At 65.8% G+C, this 21,605-nt stretch carries 17 protein-coding genes and 1 pseudogene; 12 read left to right on the top strand and 6 right to left on the bottom strand.

Annotated elements, in window-relative coordinates; genetic code table 11:
• The first annotated feature begins 15 nt into the window (after positions 1 to 15).
• Positions 16 to 1,419, top strand: a complete 1,404-nt coding sequence (locus ACTUWL_RS03280) for an amidase (protein ID WP_021082192.1) — start codon at positions 16 to 18, stop codon at positions 1,417 to 1,419.
• Positions 1,420 to 1,526: 107 nt separating this feature from the next.
• Here ACTUWL_RS03280 and ACTUWL_RS03275 read toward each other — a convergent pair whose 3' ends face one another.
• Both ACTUWL_RS03275 and ACTUWL_RS03270 read right to left on the bottom strand, forming a co-directional pair.
• Positions 1,527 to 3,131: an ABC transporter substrate-binding protein gene (locus tag ACTUWL_RS03275; protein WP_021082193.1), complete on the bottom strand. Its 1,605-nt coding sequence runs from the start codon at positions 3,129 to 3,131 to the stop codon at positions 1,527 to 1,529.
• A gap of 21 nt (positions 3,132 to 3,152) precedes the next feature.
• Positions 3,153 to 4,355, bottom strand: coding sequence for a serine hydrolase domain-containing protein (locus ACTUWL_RS03270; RefSeq protein ID WP_021082194.1), 1,203 nt, complete (start codon positions 4,353 to 4,355; stop codon positions 3,153 to 3,155).
• Positions 4,356 to 4,588: 233 nt separating this feature from the next.
• Between ACTUWL_RS03270 and ACTUWL_RS03265 the strand changes: the two genes are divergently transcribed.
• Positions 4,589 to 5,263, top strand: coding sequence for a helix-turn-helix transcriptional regulator (locus ACTUWL_RS03265; protein WP_021082195.1), 675 nt, complete (start codon positions 4,589 to 4,591; stop codon positions 5,261 to 5,263).
• A gap of 64 nt (positions 5,264 to 5,327) precedes the next feature.
• On the opposite strand, the pseudogene ACTUWL_RS03260 reads toward ACTUWL_RS03265, so the two are convergent.
• Positions 5,328 to 6,317: pseudogene (locus tag ACTUWL_RS03260) on the bottom strand (IS30 family transposase); the annotation flags it as partial.
• A gap of 387 nt (positions 6,318 to 6,704) precedes the next feature.
• On the opposite strand from ACTUWL_RS03260, the gene ACTUWL_RS03255 reads away from it, so the two are divergent.
• The 10 genes from ACTUWL_RS03255 to ACTUWL_RS03210 all read left to right on the top strand — a co-directional run bounded on the left by ACTUWL_RS03255 (position 6,705) and on the right by ACTUWL_RS03210 (position 18,291).
• Positions 6,705 to 8,282, top strand: a complete 1,578-nt coding sequence (locus tag ACTUWL_RS03255; protein WP_021081595.1) for a gamma-glutamyltransferase family protein — start codon at positions 6,705 to 6,707, stop codon at positions 8,280 to 8,282.
• Between the two features lie 172 nt (positions 8,283 to 8,454).
• Entirely contained in the window at positions 8,455 to 10,122 is a 1,668-nt protein-coding gene (locus tag ACTUWL_RS03250; protein WP_021081594.1) for an amidohydrolase, read from the top strand.
• Positions 10,122 to 11,210 carry a CobW family GTP-binding protein gene (locus ACTUWL_RS03245; RefSeq protein ID WP_021081593.1) on the top strand — a complete coding sequence of 363 codons (1,089 nt, stop codon included), beginning with the start codon at positions 10,122 to 10,124 and terminating at the stop codon, positions 11,208 to 11,210. The genes ACTUWL_RS03250 and ACTUWL_RS03245 overlap by 1 nt, the downstream gene beginning before the upstream one ends.
• Before the next feature lie 41 nt (positions 11,211 to 11,251).
• Positions 11,252 to 12,565: an ABC transporter substrate-binding protein gene (locus tag ACTUWL_RS03240; protein ID WP_021081592.1), complete on the top strand. Its 1,314-nt coding sequence runs from the start codon at positions 11,252 to 11,254 to the stop codon at positions 12,563 to 12,565.
• Position 12,566: 1 nt separating this feature from the next.
• Complete coding sequence (locus tag ACTUWL_RS03235; protein WP_021081591.1) at positions 12,567 to 13,298, top strand: ABC transporter ATP-binding protein; 732 nt, start codon at positions 12,567 to 12,569, stop codon at positions 13,296 to 13,298.
• Positions 13,285 to 13,983 (top strand): ABC transporter ATP-binding protein, encoded by a 699-nt coding sequence (locus ACTUWL_RS03230; RefSeq protein ID WP_021081590.1) that lies wholly within the window; start codon positions 13,285 to 13,287, stop codon positions 13,981 to 13,983. The genes ACTUWL_RS03235 and ACTUWL_RS03230 overlap by 14 nt, the downstream gene beginning before the upstream one ends.
• A 30-nt stretch (positions 13,984 to 14,013) precedes the next feature.
• The gene (locus ACTUWL_RS03225) at positions 14,014 to 14,880 is read left to right on the top strand and encodes a branched-chain amino acid ABC transporter permease (protein WP_021081589.1); all 867 of its coding nucleotides are present in this window, start codon (positions 14,014 to 14,016) and stop codon (positions 14,878 to 14,880) included.
• On the top strand, positions 14,880 to 15,905 hold the full coding sequence (locus ACTUWL_RS03220; protein WP_021081588.1) for a branched-chain amino acid ABC transporter permease: 1,026 nt from the start codon (positions 14,880 to 14,882) through the stop codon (positions 15,903 to 15,905). The genes ACTUWL_RS03225 and ACTUWL_RS03220 overlap by 1 nt, the downstream gene beginning before the upstream one ends.
• Before the next feature lie 65 nt (positions 15,906 to 15,970).
• The gene (locus ACTUWL_RS03215) at positions 15,971 to 17,977 is read left to right on the top strand and encodes a copper amine oxidase (protein ID WP_021081587.1); all 2,007 of its coding nucleotides are present in this window, start codon (positions 15,971 to 15,973) and stop codon (positions 17,975 to 17,977) included.
• Positions 17,974 to 18,291 carry a hypothetical protein gene (locus ACTUWL_RS03210; protein WP_021081586.1) on the top strand — a complete coding sequence of 106 codons (318 nt, stop codon included), beginning with the start codon at positions 17,974 to 17,976 and terminating at the stop codon, positions 18,289 to 18,291. Before ACTUWL_RS03215 ends, ACTUWL_RS03210 begins: the two co-directional genes overlap by 4 nt.
• On the opposite strand, the gene ACTUWL_RS03205 is transcribed toward ACTUWL_RS03210, so the two are convergent.
• Genes ACTUWL_RS03205 through ACTUWL_RS03195 form a run of 3 tightly spaced genes read right to left on the bottom strand, consistent with a single transcriptional unit; the run spans position 18,277 to position 21,566 of the window.
• Positions 18,277 to 19,629, bottom strand: a complete 1,353-nt coding sequence (locus ACTUWL_RS03205; RefSeq protein WP_021081585.1) for an aminotransferase class III-fold pyridoxal phosphate-dependent enzyme — start codon at positions 19,627 to 19,629, stop codon at positions 18,277 to 18,279. The two genes, ACTUWL_RS03210 and ACTUWL_RS03205, sit on opposite strands and share 15 nt — an antisense overlap.
• A 12-nt stretch (positions 19,630 to 19,641) precedes the next feature.
• Positions 19,642 to 20,307: an HAD family hydrolase gene (locus tag ACTUWL_RS03200; RefSeq protein ID WP_021081584.1), complete on the bottom strand. Its 666-nt coding sequence runs from the start codon at positions 20,305 to 20,307 to the stop codon at positions 19,642 to 19,644.
• The gene (locus ACTUWL_RS03195; RefSeq protein WP_021081583.1) at positions 20,304 to 21,566 is read right to left on the bottom strand and encodes a Tm-1-like ATP-binding domain-containing protein; all 1,263 of its coding nucleotides are present in this window, start codon (positions 21,564 to 21,566) and stop codon (positions 20,304 to 20,306) included. Before ACTUWL_RS03195 ends, ACTUWL_RS03200 begins: the two co-directional genes overlap by 4 nt.
• Between the last annotated feature and the right edge of the window lie 39 nt (positions 21,567 to 21,605).

The following is a 21,605-nucleotide window of genomic DNA, read 5'->3' as shown; positions in this document are numbered from 1 at the left end:
TTGGGCCACAGCGACATGTCAGCAGATCCATTGCACTACAAGTCGATCACCGAGATCTCCGGGCTTATCCGCCGCGGCGAAGCGAAACCTTCGGAGATCACGGAGACGATCCTGAGCCGGATCGCGAAGTTGGATGGGCAATTCCATGGCTATGTGCACGTGCTCGCGGAGCGGGCCATGGCCCAGGCGAAACAGCATGACGCGGAAATCGCCAGGGGCATCTGGCGCGGCCCGCTGCACGGCGTTCCGATCGGGCTGAAGGACCTCTGCTATACGTCGTTTGCGCCGACCGCGGGCGGCACGACGATCCACGCCAGGTTCGTGCCGTCCTTCAACGCCACGATCGTGGACCGGCTGGAGCTCGCCGGCGCGGTGACGCTCGGCAAGCTGAAGATGACGGAGGGCGCCTATACCAGCCACCATCCGGCCGTCGAGGCTCCGCTCAATCCGTGGAATGTGAACTATTGGGTCGGCTCCTCGTCGAGCGGATCGGGCGTCGCGACCTCGGCCGGGCTCTGCTACGGCTCGATCGGCAGCGACACCGGCGGCTCGATCCGGTTTCCGTCGGCGACTTGCGGCTTGACCGGGATCAAGCCGACCTGGGGCCGCGTCAGCCGGCACGGCATCTTCCCGCTGGCGGATTCGCTCGATCATGTCGGACCGATGTGCCGGAGCGCGGCGGATGCGGCTGCGATGCTCGGCGTCATCGCCGGCGCCGATGCCAATGATCCGACCGCCTTGAGGGCGCCGGTGCCGAATTATCTGGCCGGGATCGGCGAGGGCATCAGGGGCCTCAGGATCGGCGTTGATCGCAGGTACACCCAGGAGGGAATCGACCGACAGGTCGTAACAGCATTGCTGCAAGCCGAGCGCACGCTGGCCGATCTCGGTGCCGACATCCGCGAGGTGCATTTCCCGCCGTACCAGAAACTCGTCAGCCAGTGGATTGCGATGTGCTCGGTGGAGACGGCTGAGGCGCATCTCGACACCTACCCGACGCGGAAGTCGGAGTATGGACCGGACCTCGCCCAGCTGATCGAGCAGGGCAGGTCGGTCAGCGGCGTCGATATTGCCGCGATCCATCACGAGCGGCTCAAGTTCGGTGGCAGCCTTGCTGCGATGTTCGAGGATATCGATCTCCTCCTGATCCCGACGATGCCGGTGCCGATCCCGACGCTGACGAAGATGAGCGAGTACGGCGCCGATCCCAATGTGCTCCTGAGCATCCTGCGCTTCACGGCGGTGTTCGACTTCTCGGGCAGCCCGACCATCACATTGCCGATGGGCATGGCATCCGACCGGATGCCGCTCAGCATGCAGCTGGTCGGCCCGCATCTCTCCGAAGACGTGCTGGTCCGCGCCGGCGCAGCGTACCAGTCGGTGACCGACTGGCACACGCGGCGGCCGCCGGTCGAATAGGGCATGATCCGGAAAAGTGCGAAGCGGTTTTCCGAAAAGATCATGCTTAAACGAGAACCAAAGCGCGATGACGATTCAACCTGATCTCATCGCGCTTTAGCGCCCCGTCAGCCGGTCTTGTCGACGTTCCAGAACAGCGGCACCGGGGCGCGGACGATGTCCTTCAACGCCTTTCGCGTCGCGGCCGGCTGGTTGTACTGCCCGGTCGGGACGTGGGTGACCACCTCATAGGCGCGCGCCTGGATCTTGTCGGCGATCGCCTTCTGGTCCGCCGGCGCCGCAGCGCGGGCAAAACCGTCGCGCAGCCGCTCGAGTTCGGCGTCCTCGACCCAGCCGAAGAAGCCGCCATTCTTGCCCTTGCCGTTGACGCAGGCATTGCCGATCGGATTGACGAGGTCGGCGCTCGCCCAGGTCGAATGATAGAGCGACCAGCCGCCCTCGGCCGGCATCGATTGCTTGGCGCGCCGCGCCACCACCGATCCCCAGTCCATCGCCAGCAGGTTGACGTTCATGCCGATCGCGCGCAACGCCTCGGCCGTGACCGTGCCGAGCGCGGTGATGATCGGGGCGTCGGTCGCGTGCAGGATCGTGATCGGCTCGCCCTTGTAGCCGCCCTGCTTGAGCAGCTCCTTGGCCTTTGCGGTGTCTGCTCTGGTCGACCAGCCGATCGTACTCTCGAACGGCGTGCCGGCGACGAAGATCGCCGGGGTGACCTTGTAGTAATCGGGGTTGCCGATCTGGGTGTCGAGCCAGTCCTTCTGGTTCACTGCGTGCAGCACGGCCTGGCGGATCTCCACCCGGTCGAACGGCGGCACCAGCCAGTTCATCCGGCACATGCCGGAGAAGCCGAGCGTGTTGTAATCGGTCAGCTCGACGTTCGCGGCGCGCGCCAGCAATGGATGATGGTCGTGCGGCGGCACCTCGAAATAGTCGATCTCGTCGTTCATCAGCGCGTTGGTCGCGATCTGGAAGTCCGGCACGCTGATCCATTCGTAGCGGCCGATCTTCACCACCTTGCCGCCGCCGGTGCCGTCCGACGGCTCGTCGCGCGAGACGTAGTCGGGGTTCTTCTCGTAAGCCGCTTTCACACCGGGTTGGAATTCCGGCGTCACGAAACGGAATGGCCCGGAGCCGAGATGATCCGTGATGGCCTGGTCGGCGGGCGTCGCGGCGATCCGCGCCGGCACGATGAAGGGCACGTTGGCGGTCGGCTTGCCGAGCGCGGCGAGCACGAAGCCGCACGGCTCCTTCAGCGCCATGCGGAAGGTCCGCTCGTCGACCGCCTTAAGCTCGGCGACGAACTCGAACAGCTTCTGGCCCATCGAGTCGCGCTTGGACCAGCGCTGCAGCGAGGGGATCACGTCGGCCGAGGTCACCGCACTACCGTCATGGAATTTGAGGCCGGGCCGCAGGCGGAATGTATAAATGAGGTTGTCGGCAGAGACCTCCCAGGCCTCGACCATCTGCGGCTTGATCTCGAACTTCGAGTTGGTCGAGAACAGCGTGTCGTAGATCATGTAGCCGTGGTTGCGCGCCGTCCACGCCGTCGTCATGATCGGATCGGTGGCGCGCAGCGGCGCGTGCATGACGGCGGTGATCGTTTTGGTGCTGGCCCGCGCGATACCTGGCATCGCAAGACTTGGCATCGCAACGCCGAGGCCCGCGCCTGCGCCCATCTGCAGCAGGCGGCGGCGGTTGATCGATGGTCCCATGATATCCCCCTGTCGCAGCCGTCAGGCGTCGCCGCCAAGCCTGGCCGCGATCGCGCGATAGCCGCGCATCCACATGTGGTCGAGATCGAGATCCATCGGCAGCGGCTGCGAGGAGACACGCGCGATCACGGTCTCGTGGGCCGGATCGATATAGATCCACTGGCCATGGATGCCGACGGCGGCAAACGGCGTTTCGCGCCGGTCGAGGGTGTACCATTTGTTGCGGTAATTGCCGTTCGGGAACACCTTGGTCAGGTCACCGCGCGACCAGGCCTCGGCGTTGCCGTTCTGCCTGATGTCGTCGACCCACCAGCCGGGTACGACCTGTCGTCCGTTGCTGATACCGTGATTGCGCATCATCTCGCCGAAGCGGGCGAGGTCGCGCAGCGTCGCGCAGATGCCGCCGGCGACGCGCGCCGCGCCGCGGGAATCGACCGTGATGTAGGCGTCGTGCTCGGCGCCCATCGGCTGCCACAGATATTGCGAGAGGATCTTCGCGTAGGACATGCCGCAGGCGTGCTCATAGACCCAGCCGAGCACGTCGGTATTGGTCGAGACGTAGTGGAAGGTCTCGCCGTGCGGCGCGCCGTTTGGCCGCAGGGTGCGCAGATAATCGCGCAAATTGGTCGGTGGAACAGCCGGATCCGGCGGCTCCCAGCCGGTGGAGCGGCGGTAGTTCACGACGTCACCGTCGCGCGCCATGTAATCCTCTTCGAACCGGATGCCGACGCTCATGTCGAGCAGATGCCGCACCGTGCAGCTGCCGCCATAGACCGATCCTTCCATCTCCGGGATATAGCGCGTCACCGGCGCGTCGGGATCGAGCATGCCGCGATCGGCCAGGATGCCGCCAAGCGTTCCGGCGACCGATTTGCTGACGGAGAAAATGAGGTGCGGGGTGTCAGGTGTCAGGCCATGCGCGTACCATTCGAACACGACCTGTCCGCGATGCGACACCACGATGCCGTCGGTATGGCTGGCGCGCAGCGCCTGACCGACGCCGATCGTCTCGCTGCGCGGGTCAGCGAAGCCGATGTCGTCGAGATGGCGGGGCGCAAAGGACAGCGGCGCCGGCGTCTGGGCGCGCGCGATGTTTGCGGTGGGCAGCAGCTCGCGAACGTTGCGAAATCCCCACTCGCTGAACGGATGCTGACGCCAGTTGGCGAGCGTGACTTGTTGGTCGGCCGCCGAGGGGAAGGCGGCCATGATGCGACGCGAATTCATTCTTGATCCAGCAATGATATCGGAAGATGTCTGAAGGTTCCGCATGCGCCGCGCCGCTCGCAATCAACCGGATGGTGGAGGGGCCGTCGGGTTACTCCGGCGTAACCGTTTCGAGGATTGTGCGTGGTGCCGGTTTGGCCCGCAAATTGCTTGACTACGCCCTGCGTCTGCCCCAGCGTGCCGGGCATGCGACGCGCAGACGTTCGCCATCGGGAAACATCGGGAGGTAGGTCATGATCGCGCTTCTGGGCCGACCGGATCCGGCGACCACGCAGGCCATTCAGTTCGCGCGAGGCATTCTCGAGGGTTCCGCGACCGCGTTCTACGAGGTCGACGGTAATTTGACCCTCAACCGCTTCGTGCTGAGCAGCAACGTCCCGCCGAGCTTCCACGATCAGTATCTGGCCGGCATGAACCGGCTCGATCCGCTGCATCCGCGCTCTGCCAGCAACCGGCCGATCGCCAGGCTGAGCATCGCCCTCGACCAATGCGCCTCCCAGGAGGCTGCGACCTATCGCGCCTTCGCCGGCCAGTGCGGCGTCGCCGACATGATCGAGTTCTTCTTCCGCCGCAACGACCGCATCGTCGCCGGAATGAGCGTGCTCTGGGCGCCGGGCTGTGCGATCCCCGACGGCAGCATGCATATTGCCGAGAAGATCCACGACTATCTCGAGTTCAACCTGACCAGTCGCCTGTCATCCAGTTCCGATGAGCCGGCGCGTTACGGCCTGACCTCGCGCGAGATGGAAGTCGTCGAGCTCCTTGGCTGCGGCCGGACCAATCGCGAGATCGGCGAGTGCCTGAACATCGGGCTCGCGACGGTGAAGACGCACCTGATCCATATCTTCGAGAAGCTCGGCGTCGAGACCCGCTCGGCCGTGGTGGCGATGATGTCGCGGCCGCATTGAGGGGCGCGGGCTGTAGATTGTAAGTCCGTGGCCTTCCAGCACGTCGTCCCGGCGCAGGCCGGGAGGTGGATTCACACTCGAAGTGCAACACTTGAGCAGCAAAGACCTCTGCCGGGGTCCTGAAGTCAAGGCATTTGCGCGGGGTGTTGTTGTAGGCGGCGATGGACTTGCGCAGGCGGCGGGTTGGCAGCTTTTCGAGGTCGGTGTTGCGCGGGATGAAGCGGCGCATGCGGCCGATGGCGTTCTCGATGCCCCCTTTTTGCCAGGGGGCGTGGGGATCGCAGAAGTACGTCTTGATCAAGAGGCTTTGCAAGGCAAGGTGAGATGCGAACTCGGTGCCGTTGTCGAAGGTGACGGTCTGGCGGATCGGCTGTGGCAGGACCTCGAACAGGCGTACGAGATGGTGAGCGACGCCGGAGGCGAGCTTGCTTGCGAGGGGGACGCCGAGCAACAGGCGGGAGGTGCGCTCATGCACGGCCAGGATCTGCTGACCGTATTTGGAGAACATCATGAGGTCGGCCTCCCAATGGCCCGGGGTCTTGCGATCGGCGACCTCGACGGGGCGCAGATCCAGCGAAACACGGCCTTCGATGAAGCTTGCGGGACTGCCGCCCCGCTTGCCGCGGCGACCGCGCTTGCTCTTGCCGCGCGGCAGGTAGCGCCGCCAGCTGAAGTCCGAGGTGCGGGTGAGCTGGGCATAAATGAAGCGGTAGATGCTCTCATAGGAGATCACCTTGCGGCCGTGCTCGCGAGCCAGCCGGCCGGCGACCTGCTCGGGCGACCAGCCCCGGCCAAGACGTTCCAACACCGCACGGCGCAGGCCGGCCTCCCGTTCGAGGCGAGAGCCCGTCCAGCGCCGCGCTCGCATCTGTTGCTGGGCATAGCTGGGCTTGTAGCCGACCTGAACGCCAGAATTACGGTTCAGCTCCCGAGAGATCGTTGATGGCGGGCGATCCAAAGCTGCCGCGATTTGCCGGATCGAGCTGCCACCGGCCGAAAGCCTGGCAATCTCGCATCGCTCCTCCAGGGAGAGCTGCTTGTAAGTCCGCCCCATGGCAACACCTCCAGTTGGAAGTGTTGCACTTCGTTTGTGAACTCAGGGGACCCATTGCCACCGTTGCTGATTGAGGCGCGTTGCTGGACTGACGAGTCCCGTTCACAACACCTGCTGCGGCGTATGGGTCCCGGCCTGCGCCGGGACGACGGCGAGTGTGTTGCCGATCTGTGAGTCAAAATAGGAATTATTGACGGTGCGGCGCCTGTAGGATGGGGTGCCCGTCCTACAACTCCGTTACGGGTGCCGATCGAGTCGCCTCCACCCGATCCACCGTTAGGTGGATTGCCGCTACGGCACGCCCGAGACGAAATTTCTCCGTAGGACCGGTGTCGTTTTCGACAATGTTGGCGAGCGGCTGCCGCTCGCAACATCAGAGGAAGCGACATGCGTGATTTCATGGCCATCGGCCGTTCGGTGGCGGTTGCGGAGCGCGGCATGGCCGCGACCTCGCATCCGCAGGCAACGCTTGCCGCGGTCGAGATGCTGAAGGCCGGCGGCAATGCCGTCGATGCCGCGGTGGCGGCGGTCGCGGTGCAGGGCGTGGTCGAGCCGCAGATGACCGGGATCGGCGGCGACTGCTTCGCACTCTATTCGCCGAAGGCCGGCGCGCCGATCGCGCTCAACGGTTCCGGCCGCACACCTGCCGGCACCGACGCCGGAAAATATTCCGGAAGCGGCGCCCGCGACATTCCGCCGACCGCGCCCGAGGCTGTGACCGTGCCCGGCGCGATCGATGCATGGTGCCGGCTGGTCGCCGATCACGGCAGCAAGCCGCTGGAGGAGATCTTCCGGCCGGCGATCGCGGCTGCCGAGCAGGGCTTCTGCGTCACGCCGCGCGTTGCCGAGGATTGGCGCCGCTTCCGGGCGCGGATCGAGATCGACGGCAACGCGGCGGCCCAGTTCCTTCCCGGCGGCAAGGTGCCTGAGGTTGGCGACATCCGTACGCAACCTGCGCTCGGCCGGACCCTGCGCCGGATCGCGCAGCACGGCCGCGACGCGTTCTACGCGGGCGAGGCCGCCGACGAGATGGTGAATATCTTGCGTGGCCTCGGCGGCGCCCACCACGGCGACGATTTCGCGGCGCACGCCTCGGATTATGTGCAGCCGATCTCGGCGCGCTACCATGACCATGACGTCGTCGAGTGTCCGCCGAACGGGCAGGGCCTCGCCGCGCTGATGATCCTGCGCACGCTCGCAGGCTTCGATGTCGGCGCCCTCGCGCAAGTCGATCGCATTCATCTGCTCGCCGAAGCGACCAAGGCGGCCTACCGCGCGCGCGACGCCTTCTTTTGCGATCCCGGCACCAGCAAGGTCGATCCGGCTGCATTCCTCGCCGAGGACCATATCGGCCTGATCCGCAGCAAGATCGACATGAGCCGTGCGTCCGCGCCCGCGACCTGGGACGATATCGAGCACCGCGACACCGTCTATGTCACGGTGGTCGATCGCGACCTCAACGCCGTCTCGCTGATCAACTCGCTGTTCTATCCGTTCGGCAGCGGCATCTACGCGCCGAAATCGGGTATCCTGCTGCACAACCGCGGCTGGAGCTTCCGCGCGAGGCCCGGGCACCTCAATTCACTCGGACCCCGCAAGCGTCCGATGCACACGATCATCCCCGGCCTGGTACGCAAGGACGGCAAGACCGTGATGTCGTTCGGGGTGATGGGCGGGCACTACCAGGCCGCGGGCCATGCCAATCTGCTGTCGAACGTCTTCGACCTGAAGATGGACATCCAGGCGGCGGCCGAGGCGCCGCGCTCCTTTGCCTTCGACGGCGCGCTGTCGTTGGAGACCACGATATCACCCGATATCCGCGACGAGCTGCGCGCCCGTGGCCACGATGCGCGATTCTCCGAGGAGCCGATCGGCGGCTGCCAGGCGATCCGCATCGACCATGCGCGCGGTGTCCTGCTCGGCGCCTCAGACCATCGCAAGGACGGTCTGGCGCTGGGATTCTAGAGCGCCGCCGCTTCCCCGCATTGCGGGAGGCGGCGAGCATCCACCGGACGGTGGATTGTTCCAAATGCCGACATGCCGAACGGTTGGCGTCACGCTGGTGTCGTGCGCGGTTCGGCCGCTGTGCACCGCACAGTGAGCGCTCCAGGCTTTCCCAATCGAGAAGTTGATCCGCATGACCAGGACATTCGCCGACACGGTCTTCCGCAACGGTCGGATCTACACGTCGAACCGAGGGCAGCCTTGGGTGGCCTGCGCGGCGGTCAAGGCCGGCCGGTTCATCGCGGTCGGCGAGGAGCGCGACGTCGCATCGCTGATCGGCGAGGGGACCGCAACCGTCGATCTCGGCGGGCGGATGGCGATGCCGGGAATCGTCGACATCCACAATCACATCATGATGGGCGGGCAGGCCGATCTCTACGAGCTGCGCTTCTCCAACGCCGACAGCGTGCCGAGGATCGCCGAGACCCTGCATAAGGCGGCCTCGGCTGCTGCGCCCGGCGCCTGGATCGTCGGCGGCCAGTTCGGCAACAATCTGCTGAACGAGATGAACACCGCGGAATCCTGCGCGCTGCTCGACGCGGCATGCCTCGGCCATCCCGTCGTGTTGCGCGACGACACCTATCACAATCGCTGGGCGAGCTCGGCGGCGCTGCGGCTTGCCGGCGTGCAGGCCGATACCGACGATCCGACCGACGGCGAGATCGGCCGCGACCTCAAGACCGGGACGCTGACCGGGATCATGATCGAGGCCGCCTCGGGCCTGGTCGAGCGGGCGCTGGCGGCGTCCGGTCACTACACGCCGGAGATGGACCGCGCCGCGGTGGCGCGCTCGATCTCGGTGCTGAACTCTTACGGTGTCACCGCTTTCATCGACGCCGCCAGCATGCAGCCGATCATGGCGGCGCTGAAGGGCCTCGACGATCGGGGCGAGCTCACCGCCTGGGCGGTCTGCGCGATGCCGGTGGTTGAGCCGGGCTTCATGTTCGGCAAGGCCGGCGAGGAGCTGTTTGCGCTGCGCGAAGACTATCGCGGCGCGCATGTGAAGCCGGACTACGTCAAGGTGTTCCTCGACGGCGTGCCGGGTGCCAAGACTGCCGCCTTCCATGAGCCCTATCTGGCCGATCCCGTGCGTGGCTGCTGTTTCCGCGGCGCGACGATGCTGACCGTGCCGGACCTGATCCGCTGGCTCGGGCGATGCGAGAAGCTCGGCCTTGCCGCCAAGATCCATTGCGCTGGAGATGCCGCGGTGACGCAGGCGCTCGATGCCATCGATGTCGTGCGCAGCTTCAACGGCCCGACCAACCTGATTCACCAGATCGCTCATGCGAGCTACATCGCGCCTGACGACATCAGGCGCTTCGCCGAGCTCGGCGTTGCCGCCGACCTGTCACCGATCATCTGGTATCCGACCATCTTCCTTGAGGCGCACAAGGCCGCGATGGGCGAGGAGCGGGCGCAGCGCTTCTGGCCGAACAAGGATTTGAAGGAGGCCGGCGCGCTGATGGCCGGCGGCTCGGACTGGCCTGTCATCCCGATCCCCGATCCCTGGCAAGGCATCGAGGGCATGGTGACACGGCAAAACCCGACCGGGGACTTTCCCGGCAAGTCGCTGTGGGCGGAGCAGGCGCTCGATCTCAAGACCGTGATCGACATCTACACCATCGATGCCGCGCGCGCGGCCGGCCTTGGCCAGTCGATCGGCTCGATCGAGGTCGGCAAGTCGGCCGACCTGATCGTGCTCGACCAGATGATCTTCGACGTCCCGCCGGATCAGCTCGCCGACACGCGGGTCGAGATGACCTTCTTCGAAGGCCGCAGGGTCTACGAACGGGGCGAGTGATGACAGCATCGGATCATATCCCGGTCACGGTGCTGACCGGCTTCCTCGGCAGCGGCAAGACCACGGTGCTGAACCATCTGCTGCGCCAGAAGGAACTCAATGGCGTCGTCGCCATCATCAACGAGTTCGGCGAGGTGGCGCTGGATCACCTGCTGGTCGAGAGCAGCGAGGACAGGCTGGCGCTGCTCGACAATGGCTGCATCTGCTGTTCAGTGCGCGAGGATCTGATCGAGACGTTGGCCGATCTCGCCGCGCGCCGCGCTGCCGGTACGATCCCGCCGTTTCACCGCGTGCTGGTCGAGACCACCGGGCTCGCCGATCCCGTGCCGGTGCTGCACACGCTGATGACCGCGCCCGATATTCTCAGTCGCTACCGGATCGACGGCGTGGTCGCGACCGTCGATGCCGTCAACGGCGTACACACCCTTGCCGCGCATGGCGAGGCGATCAGGCAGGTTGCGGTCGCCGACCGGTTGCTGGTGACCAAGATCGATCTTGCCGCCGATGACGCTTTGGCGCGGCTCGACGCGCAACTCGCGGCGATCAATCCGGTCGCCGCGCGCCACCAGATCCGCAATGGAATGGTCGATCCGGCGAAGGTCCTCGACGCCGGGCTGTTCGATCCGTCGGCCCGGTCCGGCGACGTGGTGCGCTGGTTCGATCTGGCAGCGCAGGCGGCGAACGAACCGCATCATCGCGCCGATCACGATTGCCATGGGGCAGATTGCGGCCATCACAGCCATCACGCGCACGATGCCGGCGTGTCGTCCTACAGCCTGATCATCGACGAGCCGATCGGGCGCGAGGCATTCGCGCGCTGGCTCGATTATGTCGCGGCGCTCAAGGGTGAGGACCTGCTACGCTTCAAGGCGCTCGTGCATGTCGCCGAGCAGCCGGATGCGCCCATGGTGGTGCATGGCGTGCAGCATGTGTTCCATCCGCCGATCACGCTTGCCGGCTGGCCTTCAGCCGACCGGCGCTCGCGGCTTGTCTTCATCGTGCGCGGCATCCCGCGCCAGATCATCGAGAACACCTTGTGCAAGTTTGCCGCGGTGAGCCGTGCGGCGATTCAACGATCTGCGGCTTGAGACGAGACGTAGTTCAGACAATTGTTTCAGGGGAGAGGGACATGACCGAGAATTCAAAGACGACAGCGTCCGGCCGGCTCGACCGGCGCACGCTGCTGAAGGCGGCCGGCGCCACCGGACTGGCGTCGGCGATGAACGTGCCGCTGGTGAACATCGCGCGGGCCGCCGGCAACACCCTCAAGATCGGCTGGGTCGGGTGCCTCTCGGGCGTCCGCGCGCAGTTCGCCGAACCCGATCCCTGGATCCACGAGCGCATCAAGGCGCGGCTGAAGGACGGCCTGAAGATCGGCGGCAAGACCTATCAGGTCGAGCTGGTGTTCAAGGACAATCAATCCGATCCGAACCGCTCGTCGGTGATCGCGAGTGAATTGGTGCTGCGTGAAAAGTGCGACTTGATCCTGATCGAGGACGGCGACGCCCAGCCGCCGGTGCAGGAGCTCGCCGACGCGCGCGGCATTCCGACGATCTCGACCCAGGTGCCGTGGCAGGGCTGGATGTTCCCGCGCAAGTCGACGCCGGACAAGGGCTTTCCCTACAGCTATCACTTCTTCTGGGGAGCCGACGACGTCGCCAGGAACTTCCTCGGCATGTGGCAGTCGGTCGAGACCAACAAGAAGGTCGGCACGCTCTACATCGACAATCCGCCGGGCCAGGCATTCTCCGATCCGAAGCTCGGGCTGCCGGCCGGCATCTCGGGGGCCGGCTATCAGGAATTCTCGGCCGGCAAATTCCAGATCGCGACCGACGATTTCACCAACCAGATTGCGCTGTTCAAGAACAACGGCGTCGACATCGTCTCCGGCTTCACCTTCAGCAATCACTGGGTGACGCTGTGGAACCAGGCCGCGCAGGCCGGCTTCAAGCCGCAGATCTGCACGGTGGCGGCGGCCTTCCTGTTCCCGGCCGCGGTGAACGCGCTCGGCGATCGCGGCGACGGCATGTCGACCGAGGTGTGGTGGACGCCGGCCTATCCGTTCAAGTCGTCGCTGACCGGCCAGAGCGCTGCCGAACTCGCTGCCGAGTGGGAGAAGACCACCGGCAAGCAGTGGACCCAGCCGATCGGCTATGCCCACGCGCTGTGGGAGGTCGGCCTCGCGGCGCTGCAGAACAGCGATCCGAAGGACAAGAACTCGCTGCGCGATGCGATCGCCGGCCTCGACATGGAGACCGTGGTCGGTCGGGTCAAGTTCAAGGACAGCCCGATCAAGAATGTCGCGGTGACCTCGCTGTCGGGCGGGCAATGGCGCAAGACCAAGGGCGGAAAGTCGAAATACGAGCTCCTGATCGTGCACAACGGCACCGCGCCGTTCATCCCGAAGCAGGCCGATCTCCAGCTGCTCTCCAAGCTGGCCTGAGATGGCACCGCTTCTGCGCGTCAGCGGGCTGTCGAAGCGCTTCGGCGAGATCGTGGTCGCCGACGCCGTCAGCTTCGAGCTGGCGCGCGGCGAATGCCTTGGCGTGATCGGCCCGAACGGCGCCGGCAAGAGCTCGCTGCTCAACCTGGTCGTCGGCCTGCTCACGGCCGACGGCGGTTCGATCATGCTGGATGACAAGGAGATCACAGGGCTGCCGCCGCACCAAAGGGCACGAATGGGGCTCGGGCGCGCGTTCCAGATCCCGCAGCCGTTTCCGCATCTGTCGGTCTATGAGAACGCGCTGGTCGCCGCATCCTACGGCGCCGGCCTGTACGGCGAGGCGGCATCGAGCTGGACCATGGAAGTGCTGCAGCGGACCGGGCTCGACGCCAAGGCCGACAAGCTCGCCGGCGCCTTGCCGCTGATCGACCGCAAGCGGCTGGAATTCGCCAAGGCGCTGGCCTCGAAGCCGAAGCTGATTCTGCTCGACGAGATCGCCGCCGGTCTCACCGAGCCCGAGGTCGAGCGACTCGTTGCCATCATTAAGTCGGTCAAGGCCGATCACGCCATGATCTGGATCGAACACATTCCGCATGCGCTGCGCGCGGTGTCGGATCGTATCTTGGTGCTCGATTTCGGCCGCAAGGTGCTCGAGGGGCCGCCGGCGGAGGTGATGGACAGCGCCGTGGTACGCGAGATCTACATGGGATTGAAGGCCGATGGCGTTGCTTGATGTGAACGGCCTCGAGATATTCTACGGCGATCTCCAGGCCGTGTTCGACATGAACTTCACCGTCGCCGACGGCGAGGCGGTGGCGCTGGTCGGCGCCAACGGCGCCGGCAAGTCAACCTTCTTGAAGGCACTGGTCGGGCTCAACGAGGAGCGGCGCGGGGCCGTGCATTTCGACGGTATCGACATCTCGCAGGTGCCGGCCGAGCAGGTGTCGCGGCTCGGGCTCATCATGGTGCCCGAGGGCCGCCTGCTGTTCGACTCGCTGACCATCGAGGAGAACCTGCTGATGGGCAGCGTCAACCGTCGCAAGGGCAGCTGGACCCTGCGGCGGGTGTTCGACCTGTTCCCGATCCTGGAAGAGCGGCGGCGGATGTTTCCGGGTCAGCTCTCCGGCGGCCAGCAGCAGATGGCGGCGATCGGTCGCGCGCTGATGTCGAATCCGCGGCTCTTGCTGTGCGACGAGATATCTCTCGGGCTTGCTCCCGTCGTGGTCGAGCAGATCTATCGCTCGTTCGCCGACATCCGCCGCGAGGGCACCGCGGTCGTGCTGGTCGAGCAGGACGTCAAGCGCGCGCTCGCGACCTCCGAGCGGATCTATTGCCTGTTGAAGGGGCGGGTGTCGTTGACTGGCCCGGCGCAGGGGTTGCAGCCGGAGCAGCTGACGCACGCCTATTTCGGAAACTAGCCAGGAAACTAGCCAAGGTTGGCAACCAACATGATCTGGGTTGAGACATTGATCAACGGGGCCCTGCTGGGCGGGCTCTACGCGCTGCTCGGCATCGGGCTCGCGCTGGTGTTCGGCGTGATGCGCGTCGTCAACATCGCGCATGGCGAATTCATGGTGCTGAGCGCGTTCTGCGCCGTGCTGCTGTCCAACCTGTTTCCGCAGGTGTCGCCGCTGCTGATGCTGATCCCGGTGATCGCGCTGTCCTTTGCAGTCGGATGGCTGTACCAGGCCGCCATCGTCAACCGGGTCGTGACATCGCCCGATCCGCTGTCGCCGCTGCTGCTGACCTTTGGCGTCTCGGTGATCCTGCGCAACGTGATGGTCGAGGTCTTCGGCGCCGACGTGCGCAGCCTGCAGGTCGGCGAGCTCTCGCGCGCCAGCCTCGAAATCGCCGGCCTCAACATCGGCATCATGCCGCTGCTGACCCTGGTGCTTGCGGCGTTGTTGTTCATGGCGTTGCAACTGGTGCTGCGCCACACCGAGTTCGGCCGCATCGTGCGCGCCACCGCCGACCGCCGCGACATCGTCCGGCTGTCCGGGGTCAAGCCGGACCGGGTCTATAACTACGTCATGGGCCTGTCGCTCGCACTCGGCGCGATCGGCGGCGTCTTGCTCGCGGTGCGCTCGAGCTTCACGCCGTTCTCGGGCGCCGAGCGGCTCTTGATCGCCTTCGAGGTCGTGGTGCTCGGCGGGCTCGGCTCGTTCTGGGGCGCGCTGCTCGGCGGCATCGCACTCGGCATGGCGCAGCTGATCGGGCTGAAGATCGATCCGAATGCCGGGCTGCTCTACGCGCACCTGCTGTTCTTCATCATGCTGCTGATCCGCCCGTCGGGTCTCGTGTCGAGCAGGGTGTGATGCCGATGCCGACACGGACACTTCTCCTGACCTCTACCGTAGTGCTCGTCGCACTCATTGCCGGTGCGCCCTTCGTGCTGAACGAGGGCTTCCTGCGGCTCGCGACCGAGTGCCTGCTGCTGCTGACCATGGCGCAGATGTGGAACCTGCTGGCGGGCTATGCCGGGCTGGTCTCGCTCGGCCACCAGGTGTTCATCGCCTTCGGTGCCTATGCGCTGTTCCTGACCTCGGGCTGGCTCGAGGTGACCCCGATCTGGGTGCTGCCGGTGGCGCCGCTGGTGGCCGCGGCCGTCGCCGCGATCATCGCCTTTCCGCTGTTCCGGCTGCGCGACGCCTATTTCTCGATCGCGATGTGGGTGTTCGCCGAGATCATCGGCGCGTTCACCATGAAGTCGCAGGCGGTCGGCGGCACCTCCGGCGTGCCGCTCGCCACCAGCAAGCTGATCGATTTCGACTGGTTCGAGCCGACGATGTTCTGGCTCGCCGGCGGCCTGACGCTGGTCACCATCGCGGCGCTCTACAAGATGATGACCTCGAGCTTCGGGCTCGGGCTGATGAGCGTTCGCGACAACGATCTTGCCGCGATGAGCGTCGGCGTCGACGTCCGCCACAACCGCTTCATCGCCTTCGTGCTGTCGGCGGCCGGATGCGGGCTGGCCGGTGCGCTCAGCTTCATGGGCAATCTGTTCATCGCGCCGCTGGCGGCGTTCGACGTCAACTGGTCGGTCTATATGATGTTCATCGTGATCATCGGCGGTATCGGCACGCTCGAAGGCCCGATTCTCGGCGTCATCATTTTCTTCGGTTTGCGCGAGTTGATGACCGGGCCGCTTGGCCTGTCCGGCGGCTGGTATCTGGTCGGCCTCGGCATCATTGCAGTCGTCGTGATGATCGTGGCGCCGCGCGGCATCTGGCCGGCGCTGCGCGACCGCCTCGGCGTGCGGCTGCTCGATGTCCATCGCGCCGCGCCGCGCCCGGCCAGAGCGACCATCCCGCCGGTCGTGTCGGAACGGGTTACCGGATGAGGCAGGCCTTCACGCCGTCACCATTGCTTGTATTCTGGTCGTTCTGGCTTTGAGTGGAGGGCGTGATGGCTCTGATATTCCGGCGTGGCGGATGGGCATTGGCAGGCCTGGTTGCGGCGACACTGGTGACGCCGGCAAAGGCCGAGCGCAGGATGTGGCCGCAGGCCGCCGCGACACACCCGATGGATGGGCTGACGACGGACGAAATCCGATCGGTCTCCGAAATCCTCCGCGGCGCCGGCAGGCTCGACGATGCGGCGCGCGTCGTCTCGATGACGGTCGAAGAGGATCCCAAGGACGAGGTACGGGCGTGGAAGCCCGGACAGCCCTTCGCACGCCGGGCGCACGCGACCCTGCTGAGCAGCGGGCACCTCTACGAGGCGCATATCGACCTCGCCGGGCGCAGCCTGGTCGGCTGGGATGAGGTCAGCGATCATGAGGCAGCGCTGACCATCGACGAGTTGATGTCCGCAGGCGATCTGCCGAAGCAGGACCCGCGCTGGATCGCCGCGATGGCCAAGCGCGGCATCACCGACTTCAAGAATGTGCTGTGCCTGCCGCTGACGGTCGGGCCGGTGAGCGACCCGGCCCTGAAGGGCCGCCGCCTGCTCAACGTGCCCTGCGTCGACACCACGGGCGCCGGCAACAATCTCTGGGGCAAGCCGATCGAGAACCTGGTCGCCCAGGTCGATCTCAAGAGCAGGACCGTGCTGTCGGTGACCGATCTTGGCGTGGTGGCGCCGCCGCCGCTGACGCCATCGCACGCCTACGCCGACTCCGGAAAATACCGCAAGCCGCCGAAGCCGATCGAGATCATGGCGCCCGAGGGCAGCAACGTGAAGGTGGAGGGCGGCCAGGTCCACTGGGACAATTGGTCGTTCCATGTCCGTCTTGAGCCGCGTGTCGGCGCGGTGCTGTCGCTGATCCGCTATGACGACCACGGCTCGTTGCGCGACATCGCCTATCAGATCTCCGCGAGCGAGATGTTCGTGCCCTATATGGATCCGGCACCGACCTGGTCGTTTCGCGCCTATATGGACATCGGCGAATACGGCTTTGGCGTGCTCTCCAGTGAATTGCAGCGCGGCGTGGATTGTCCCGAGGGCGCACACTATCTTGATCTGACAATATCGGACACCAAGGGCGCGCCTGTCGTCTCCAAGGGCGCGGTCTGCATCTTCGAACGCCCGACCGGCGATCCGATCTGGCGCCACAGCGAGCTGCTCAACAACACCGCCGAGGTGCGGCCGAACAACGAGCTGGTGGTGCGGATGGCGCCGGTGGTCGGCAACTACGACTACCTGGTTGACTACGTGTTCGACCGTGCCGGCAATATCGATGTCCGGCTCGGCGCCTACGGCATCGACGCGACCAAGGGCGTGGCGAGCAAGACTCTGAGCGATCCGACGGCCGCGCAGGATACCGCCTACGGAACGCTGGTGGACGAGCGATTGCTGGCGGTCAATCACGATCACTACATGACGTTCCGGATCGACATGGACGTCGACGGTACCGCGAACCGACTGGTCGAGGATCGCTTCAGCGTCCGCCGGCTCGACGAGGGCCAACGCAAGAGCCTGTGGCAGGTCGACACCAAACCGGTCGCGACCGAAGGGCCGGTCACGACGCCGCTGAGCGCCGCGCAATTCAGGATCGAGAGCACGGGCAAGACTAACAAACAGGGCTACCGCACCAGCTATCAGCTGATGCCCGGCCATTCCGACGTCTCGCTGCTCGCCAAGGACGATCCGATCCAGTTGCGCGCCGGCTTCAGCGCCTACACGCTATGGACCTCGGCCTACGCCAGGGACGAGCGCTACGCCGCCGGCATGTATCCGAACGAGAACCCCGACGTCGATGGACTGCCGAAATGGACCTCGGCAAAGAGGCCGATCGAGGATCGCGACCTCGTGCTGTGGTACACGGTCGGCTTCCGTCACGTGCCGCGTGCCGAGGATTGGCCTGTCATGCCCGGCCTCTGGCATGGCTTCCGGCTGCGCCCGTTCAACTTCTTCGATCGCAATCCCGCGCTCGACGTGCCGCCGATTGTGAACGCCAGGGAGAGCAAATGAGAGGCCACGCGCATCGCCTGGGCGCGATGGCCGGCGCGCTGCTGGCGTTGCTGGCCGCCCAGTCGGCCGTGCGCAGTGCGGTGGCCGAAAGCGGCGCTGATGATGCGTCCTTGCTCTATCTGAGCAGCGGCGACTGGGAGCGGCAATCCACGCCGCGCAAGGTCGCGCTCGCTGCCGACTTCATGCGGATCTTCTGCACCGATCAAAGGATGTCGGCGGCATCGCTCGCCGACTGCCTCGACCGCGACAAAGCCGACGGCACGCCGTTCGAGCGCGCCATGGCCTGCGTCAGCGCGCTGTCAGCCGGCCGCTGAGAGGCCGGCGTCGATCCCGTCAGCGATCGCCTTGACGTCCAGTGAGGTGAGGATGAGGGGAGGGGACAGGATGAGGTTGTTGCCGGAGACACGCAGCATCACGCCGGCTTCGTAGGCGGCACCCGCGACCTTCGCCATGGTTTTCTTGTCGGCCGGCTTCTTGCTGTCGCGATCGGCGACCAGCTCGAGCGCGGCCATCAGACCCTTGCCCCTGACGTCGCCGACCAGAGCGTGCTTGGCCTTGAGCGCGGCCAGCGCCTGCGCAAGATCCTTACCGCGCGCGGCGGCATTCTCGTCGAGCTTGAGGCGGCGGGTCTCGGCGAGCGCCGCAATGCCTGCAGCGCAGCCGACCGGATGGCCCGAATAGGTATAGCCATGGCCGATCGAGCCGAATGTCGTCGTGTCGGCCTCGAAGGCATCCGCAACGGCTTCGCCGATCAGCGTCGCGCCGAGCGGGAAGTAGCCCGAGGTGATCGCCTTGGCCATCGTCATCATGTCGGGCTTCACGCCCCACAGCCGCGAGCCGGACCACGCGCCGGTGCGTCCAAAACCGGTGACGACCTCGTCCGCGATCATCAGGATGCCGTGACGGTCACAGATCTCGCGCACGAGCTTCATGAAACTGTCCGGTGGCACGATCACGCCGCCGGCTCCCAGCACCGGCTCCATGATGAAGGCCGCGATGGTGTCGGCGCCCTGGAACGCGATCTCCTCCTCCATCGCCGCCGCGCAGAGCTGCGCGAGCTTTGCGGGGTCGGTTTCGTTGAAGGGATTGCGATAGGTCGACGGCGCCGGGATGTGGAACACGCCGGGCAGCATCGGCTCATAGTTGCGGCGGAAGTTGGCGTTGCCGTTGACGGATGCGCCGCCGAAATGGGTGCCGTGATAGCCCTTCTTCAGCGCCAGGAATTTGGTGCGGTCGGCCTGGCCCTTGATCTTCCAGTATTGCCGGGAAAGCCGCAGCGCAGTCTCGACCGAGTCAGATCCGCCCGAGGTGAAGAAGGCGCGTACCATGCCTTCCGGCTTGAACCATTCGGTGAGCTCGTAGGCGAGCTCGATCGAGGGACCGCTGGAGGTGCCGCGGAATCCCGAATAGTACGGCAGCGCGCCGAGCTGTTCGGTGATTGCCTGCTTGATCGGATCGCAGCTGTAGCCGAGGTTGACGTTCCACAGGCCACCGACGGCATCGATCACGGTCTTGCCGTCGATGTCGGTGACGTGGACGCCTTCGCCCTTCATCACGATCCGTGGCGGCTGCGCCCGCATCTCGGCGGGGTGGGCCATCGGGTGCCAGATCGGCTTGGCGTTGTTCTCAACCAGGAAGTTTCTGTCGCGCATGATCGTTCTCTGTTACTCGAATTGCAGCCCGAAATGCCGCAGCGCCTCGCTGTAGGACGCAGCCGGGTTGCGTACGTCGAACAGCACCGTGCGCATGTTGCAGGCCGCGGCGCCCGCGATGTTGCGGCGCTGGTCGTCGACGAAGACGCAATTGTCTGCCTCCAGGGCCAGTTCGTCCAGCACGGTTTGGTAGGCGCGAGGGTCCGGTTTCAGGATCCCGGTATGGGTCGCGTCGACGATGGCATCGAAGCGCTCCAAAATGGAAAGCCGGGTGCGGAAATCGGCACCGTAGAACAGGTCGAGTTCGTTGGAGAGGATGGCGAGCCGTAACCCGGCGTCGGCGGCGAGATTGATCGCGCGCGCCGCCTCGGGGCGGATCACGGTTTCGGGATCGGCGCCGCGTGCGCGTTTCACGAAGGTTTCCATGTCGTGCCAGTCTTCTCCGACCATCCGCCCGACCTCGCGGCTGCGGGTCAGCCAGTAGTCGCGCTCGGAAATCTCGCCGCGCTGCATCGACGTCCAGAGCGGATCGCTGTCGGGCGCGAACGGGCCGAGCCATTTCAGCGTGCATGGTGCGAGCCCGAGTGCGCGCTCGGTCAGGTCGTGGGTCTCGAACAGGGTCTTGGAGATGACGCCCCCGAAGTCGAGCACCAGTGCCTGGGCAAGCGGCCGTGTCATGCGGCCACCGTCGCGCGGCCCGCCGGGACGATGCCGGCCGCGACCCATCGATCGAAGATCGCAAGCACCGTTTCGTTGAATGCCGTGCTGTTGATGTGGTCCTTGATCTCGTGCAGCTCGACCGGTGGCCGGACCGCCGACCGCATGGCGTCGACAAAGGCGGCGAGGGCGTCGGGGTCGTGCAGGGCCTCGCCCTCACGGTCCCATTGCTGGATGCCGCCGGCCGGCAGCACGAAGGCGACCGGCGCGCTGGCGCGGGACAGTTTGTCGGCGATCGCGCCCGCGATCCGGCGGCGATCGTCGGCGCCCGAGGTCGCAGACGCGAGCAGCCGGTTATGCGCGTGGAACGGACGATCCGACAATTCGCTCGGGACCCCAAGCCATGCCGGGAAATCCACCATGTCGATCGCGCCGGGAGCGACGATCTGCGGAATACCCGCTTTGCCTGCATTCTCCAGCCGGTCTGCACCGGAATTGACCACCGAGCCCGTCAGCTGATTGGCGACTTCCTGCAGACTGAGATCCAGCACCGCGGCGAAGCCGCCTTGAGCTGCGATCGACTCCATCGCGCGGCCGCCCATGCCGGTGGTGTGGAAGACGACGACCTCGTAGCCGCGCTGTTCGAGCTGCGGCTTCAGCTCCACCATGTAGCGCAGGCAGCTCTTGCCGAGCGAGGTGATCGCGACCAGCGGCCGATCCTTGCGCGGCTTGATCGCGCTCTTCGCTGCGCCGACGATGGCGCCGCAGGCCTGCGACAGCACCGCTGTGCAGGTGCCGTTGAGGCCGTAGAGCCCGCCGGCCCACAGGATCATCATCAGATCGGCGGCGATGCGCTCGGGCGGGATCAGGTGCGAAAATGCGACCGTCGAGACGATCAGCTTCGGCAGGCCGAGCGGCAGCGCCTGCGCGACGTCGAGCGCAAGGTCGGTGCCCATCGTGCCGCCGATCGCGATCACGCCGTCGATGGCGTCGCGCGCCGCGAGCTCGCGTGCGAGATTTGCGGCGCCAGTCGCCATCAGCGACATCGCGGAGTTTTCGTCGCCGCTCGATGCGATCGCAGCGATCGTGGTCTCGGCGGCGGCCGCCACCGCGTGCTTGTCATGTGCGGGCTGGTACGGCGGATCGCCGAGCACGCTGATGTCCATCATGATCGTTCTGCCGCCGGCGCGCGCGATGCACTCGCTCATGAACAGCAATTCGTCGGCCTTGGTGTCTCCAGTACCGATCAGAAGGATGCGGGGCTGCGTGATCTCGGACATGACCTTCGGCTCGCCGGCTGGCGTAGGGATGGTGACAAC

It is taken from the genome of Bradyrhizobium sp. WCU1, assembly GCF_053474805.1.
Note: the sequence above shows the minus strand (reverse complement) of the source record. Positions and strands in the feature narration are given on the sequence as shown.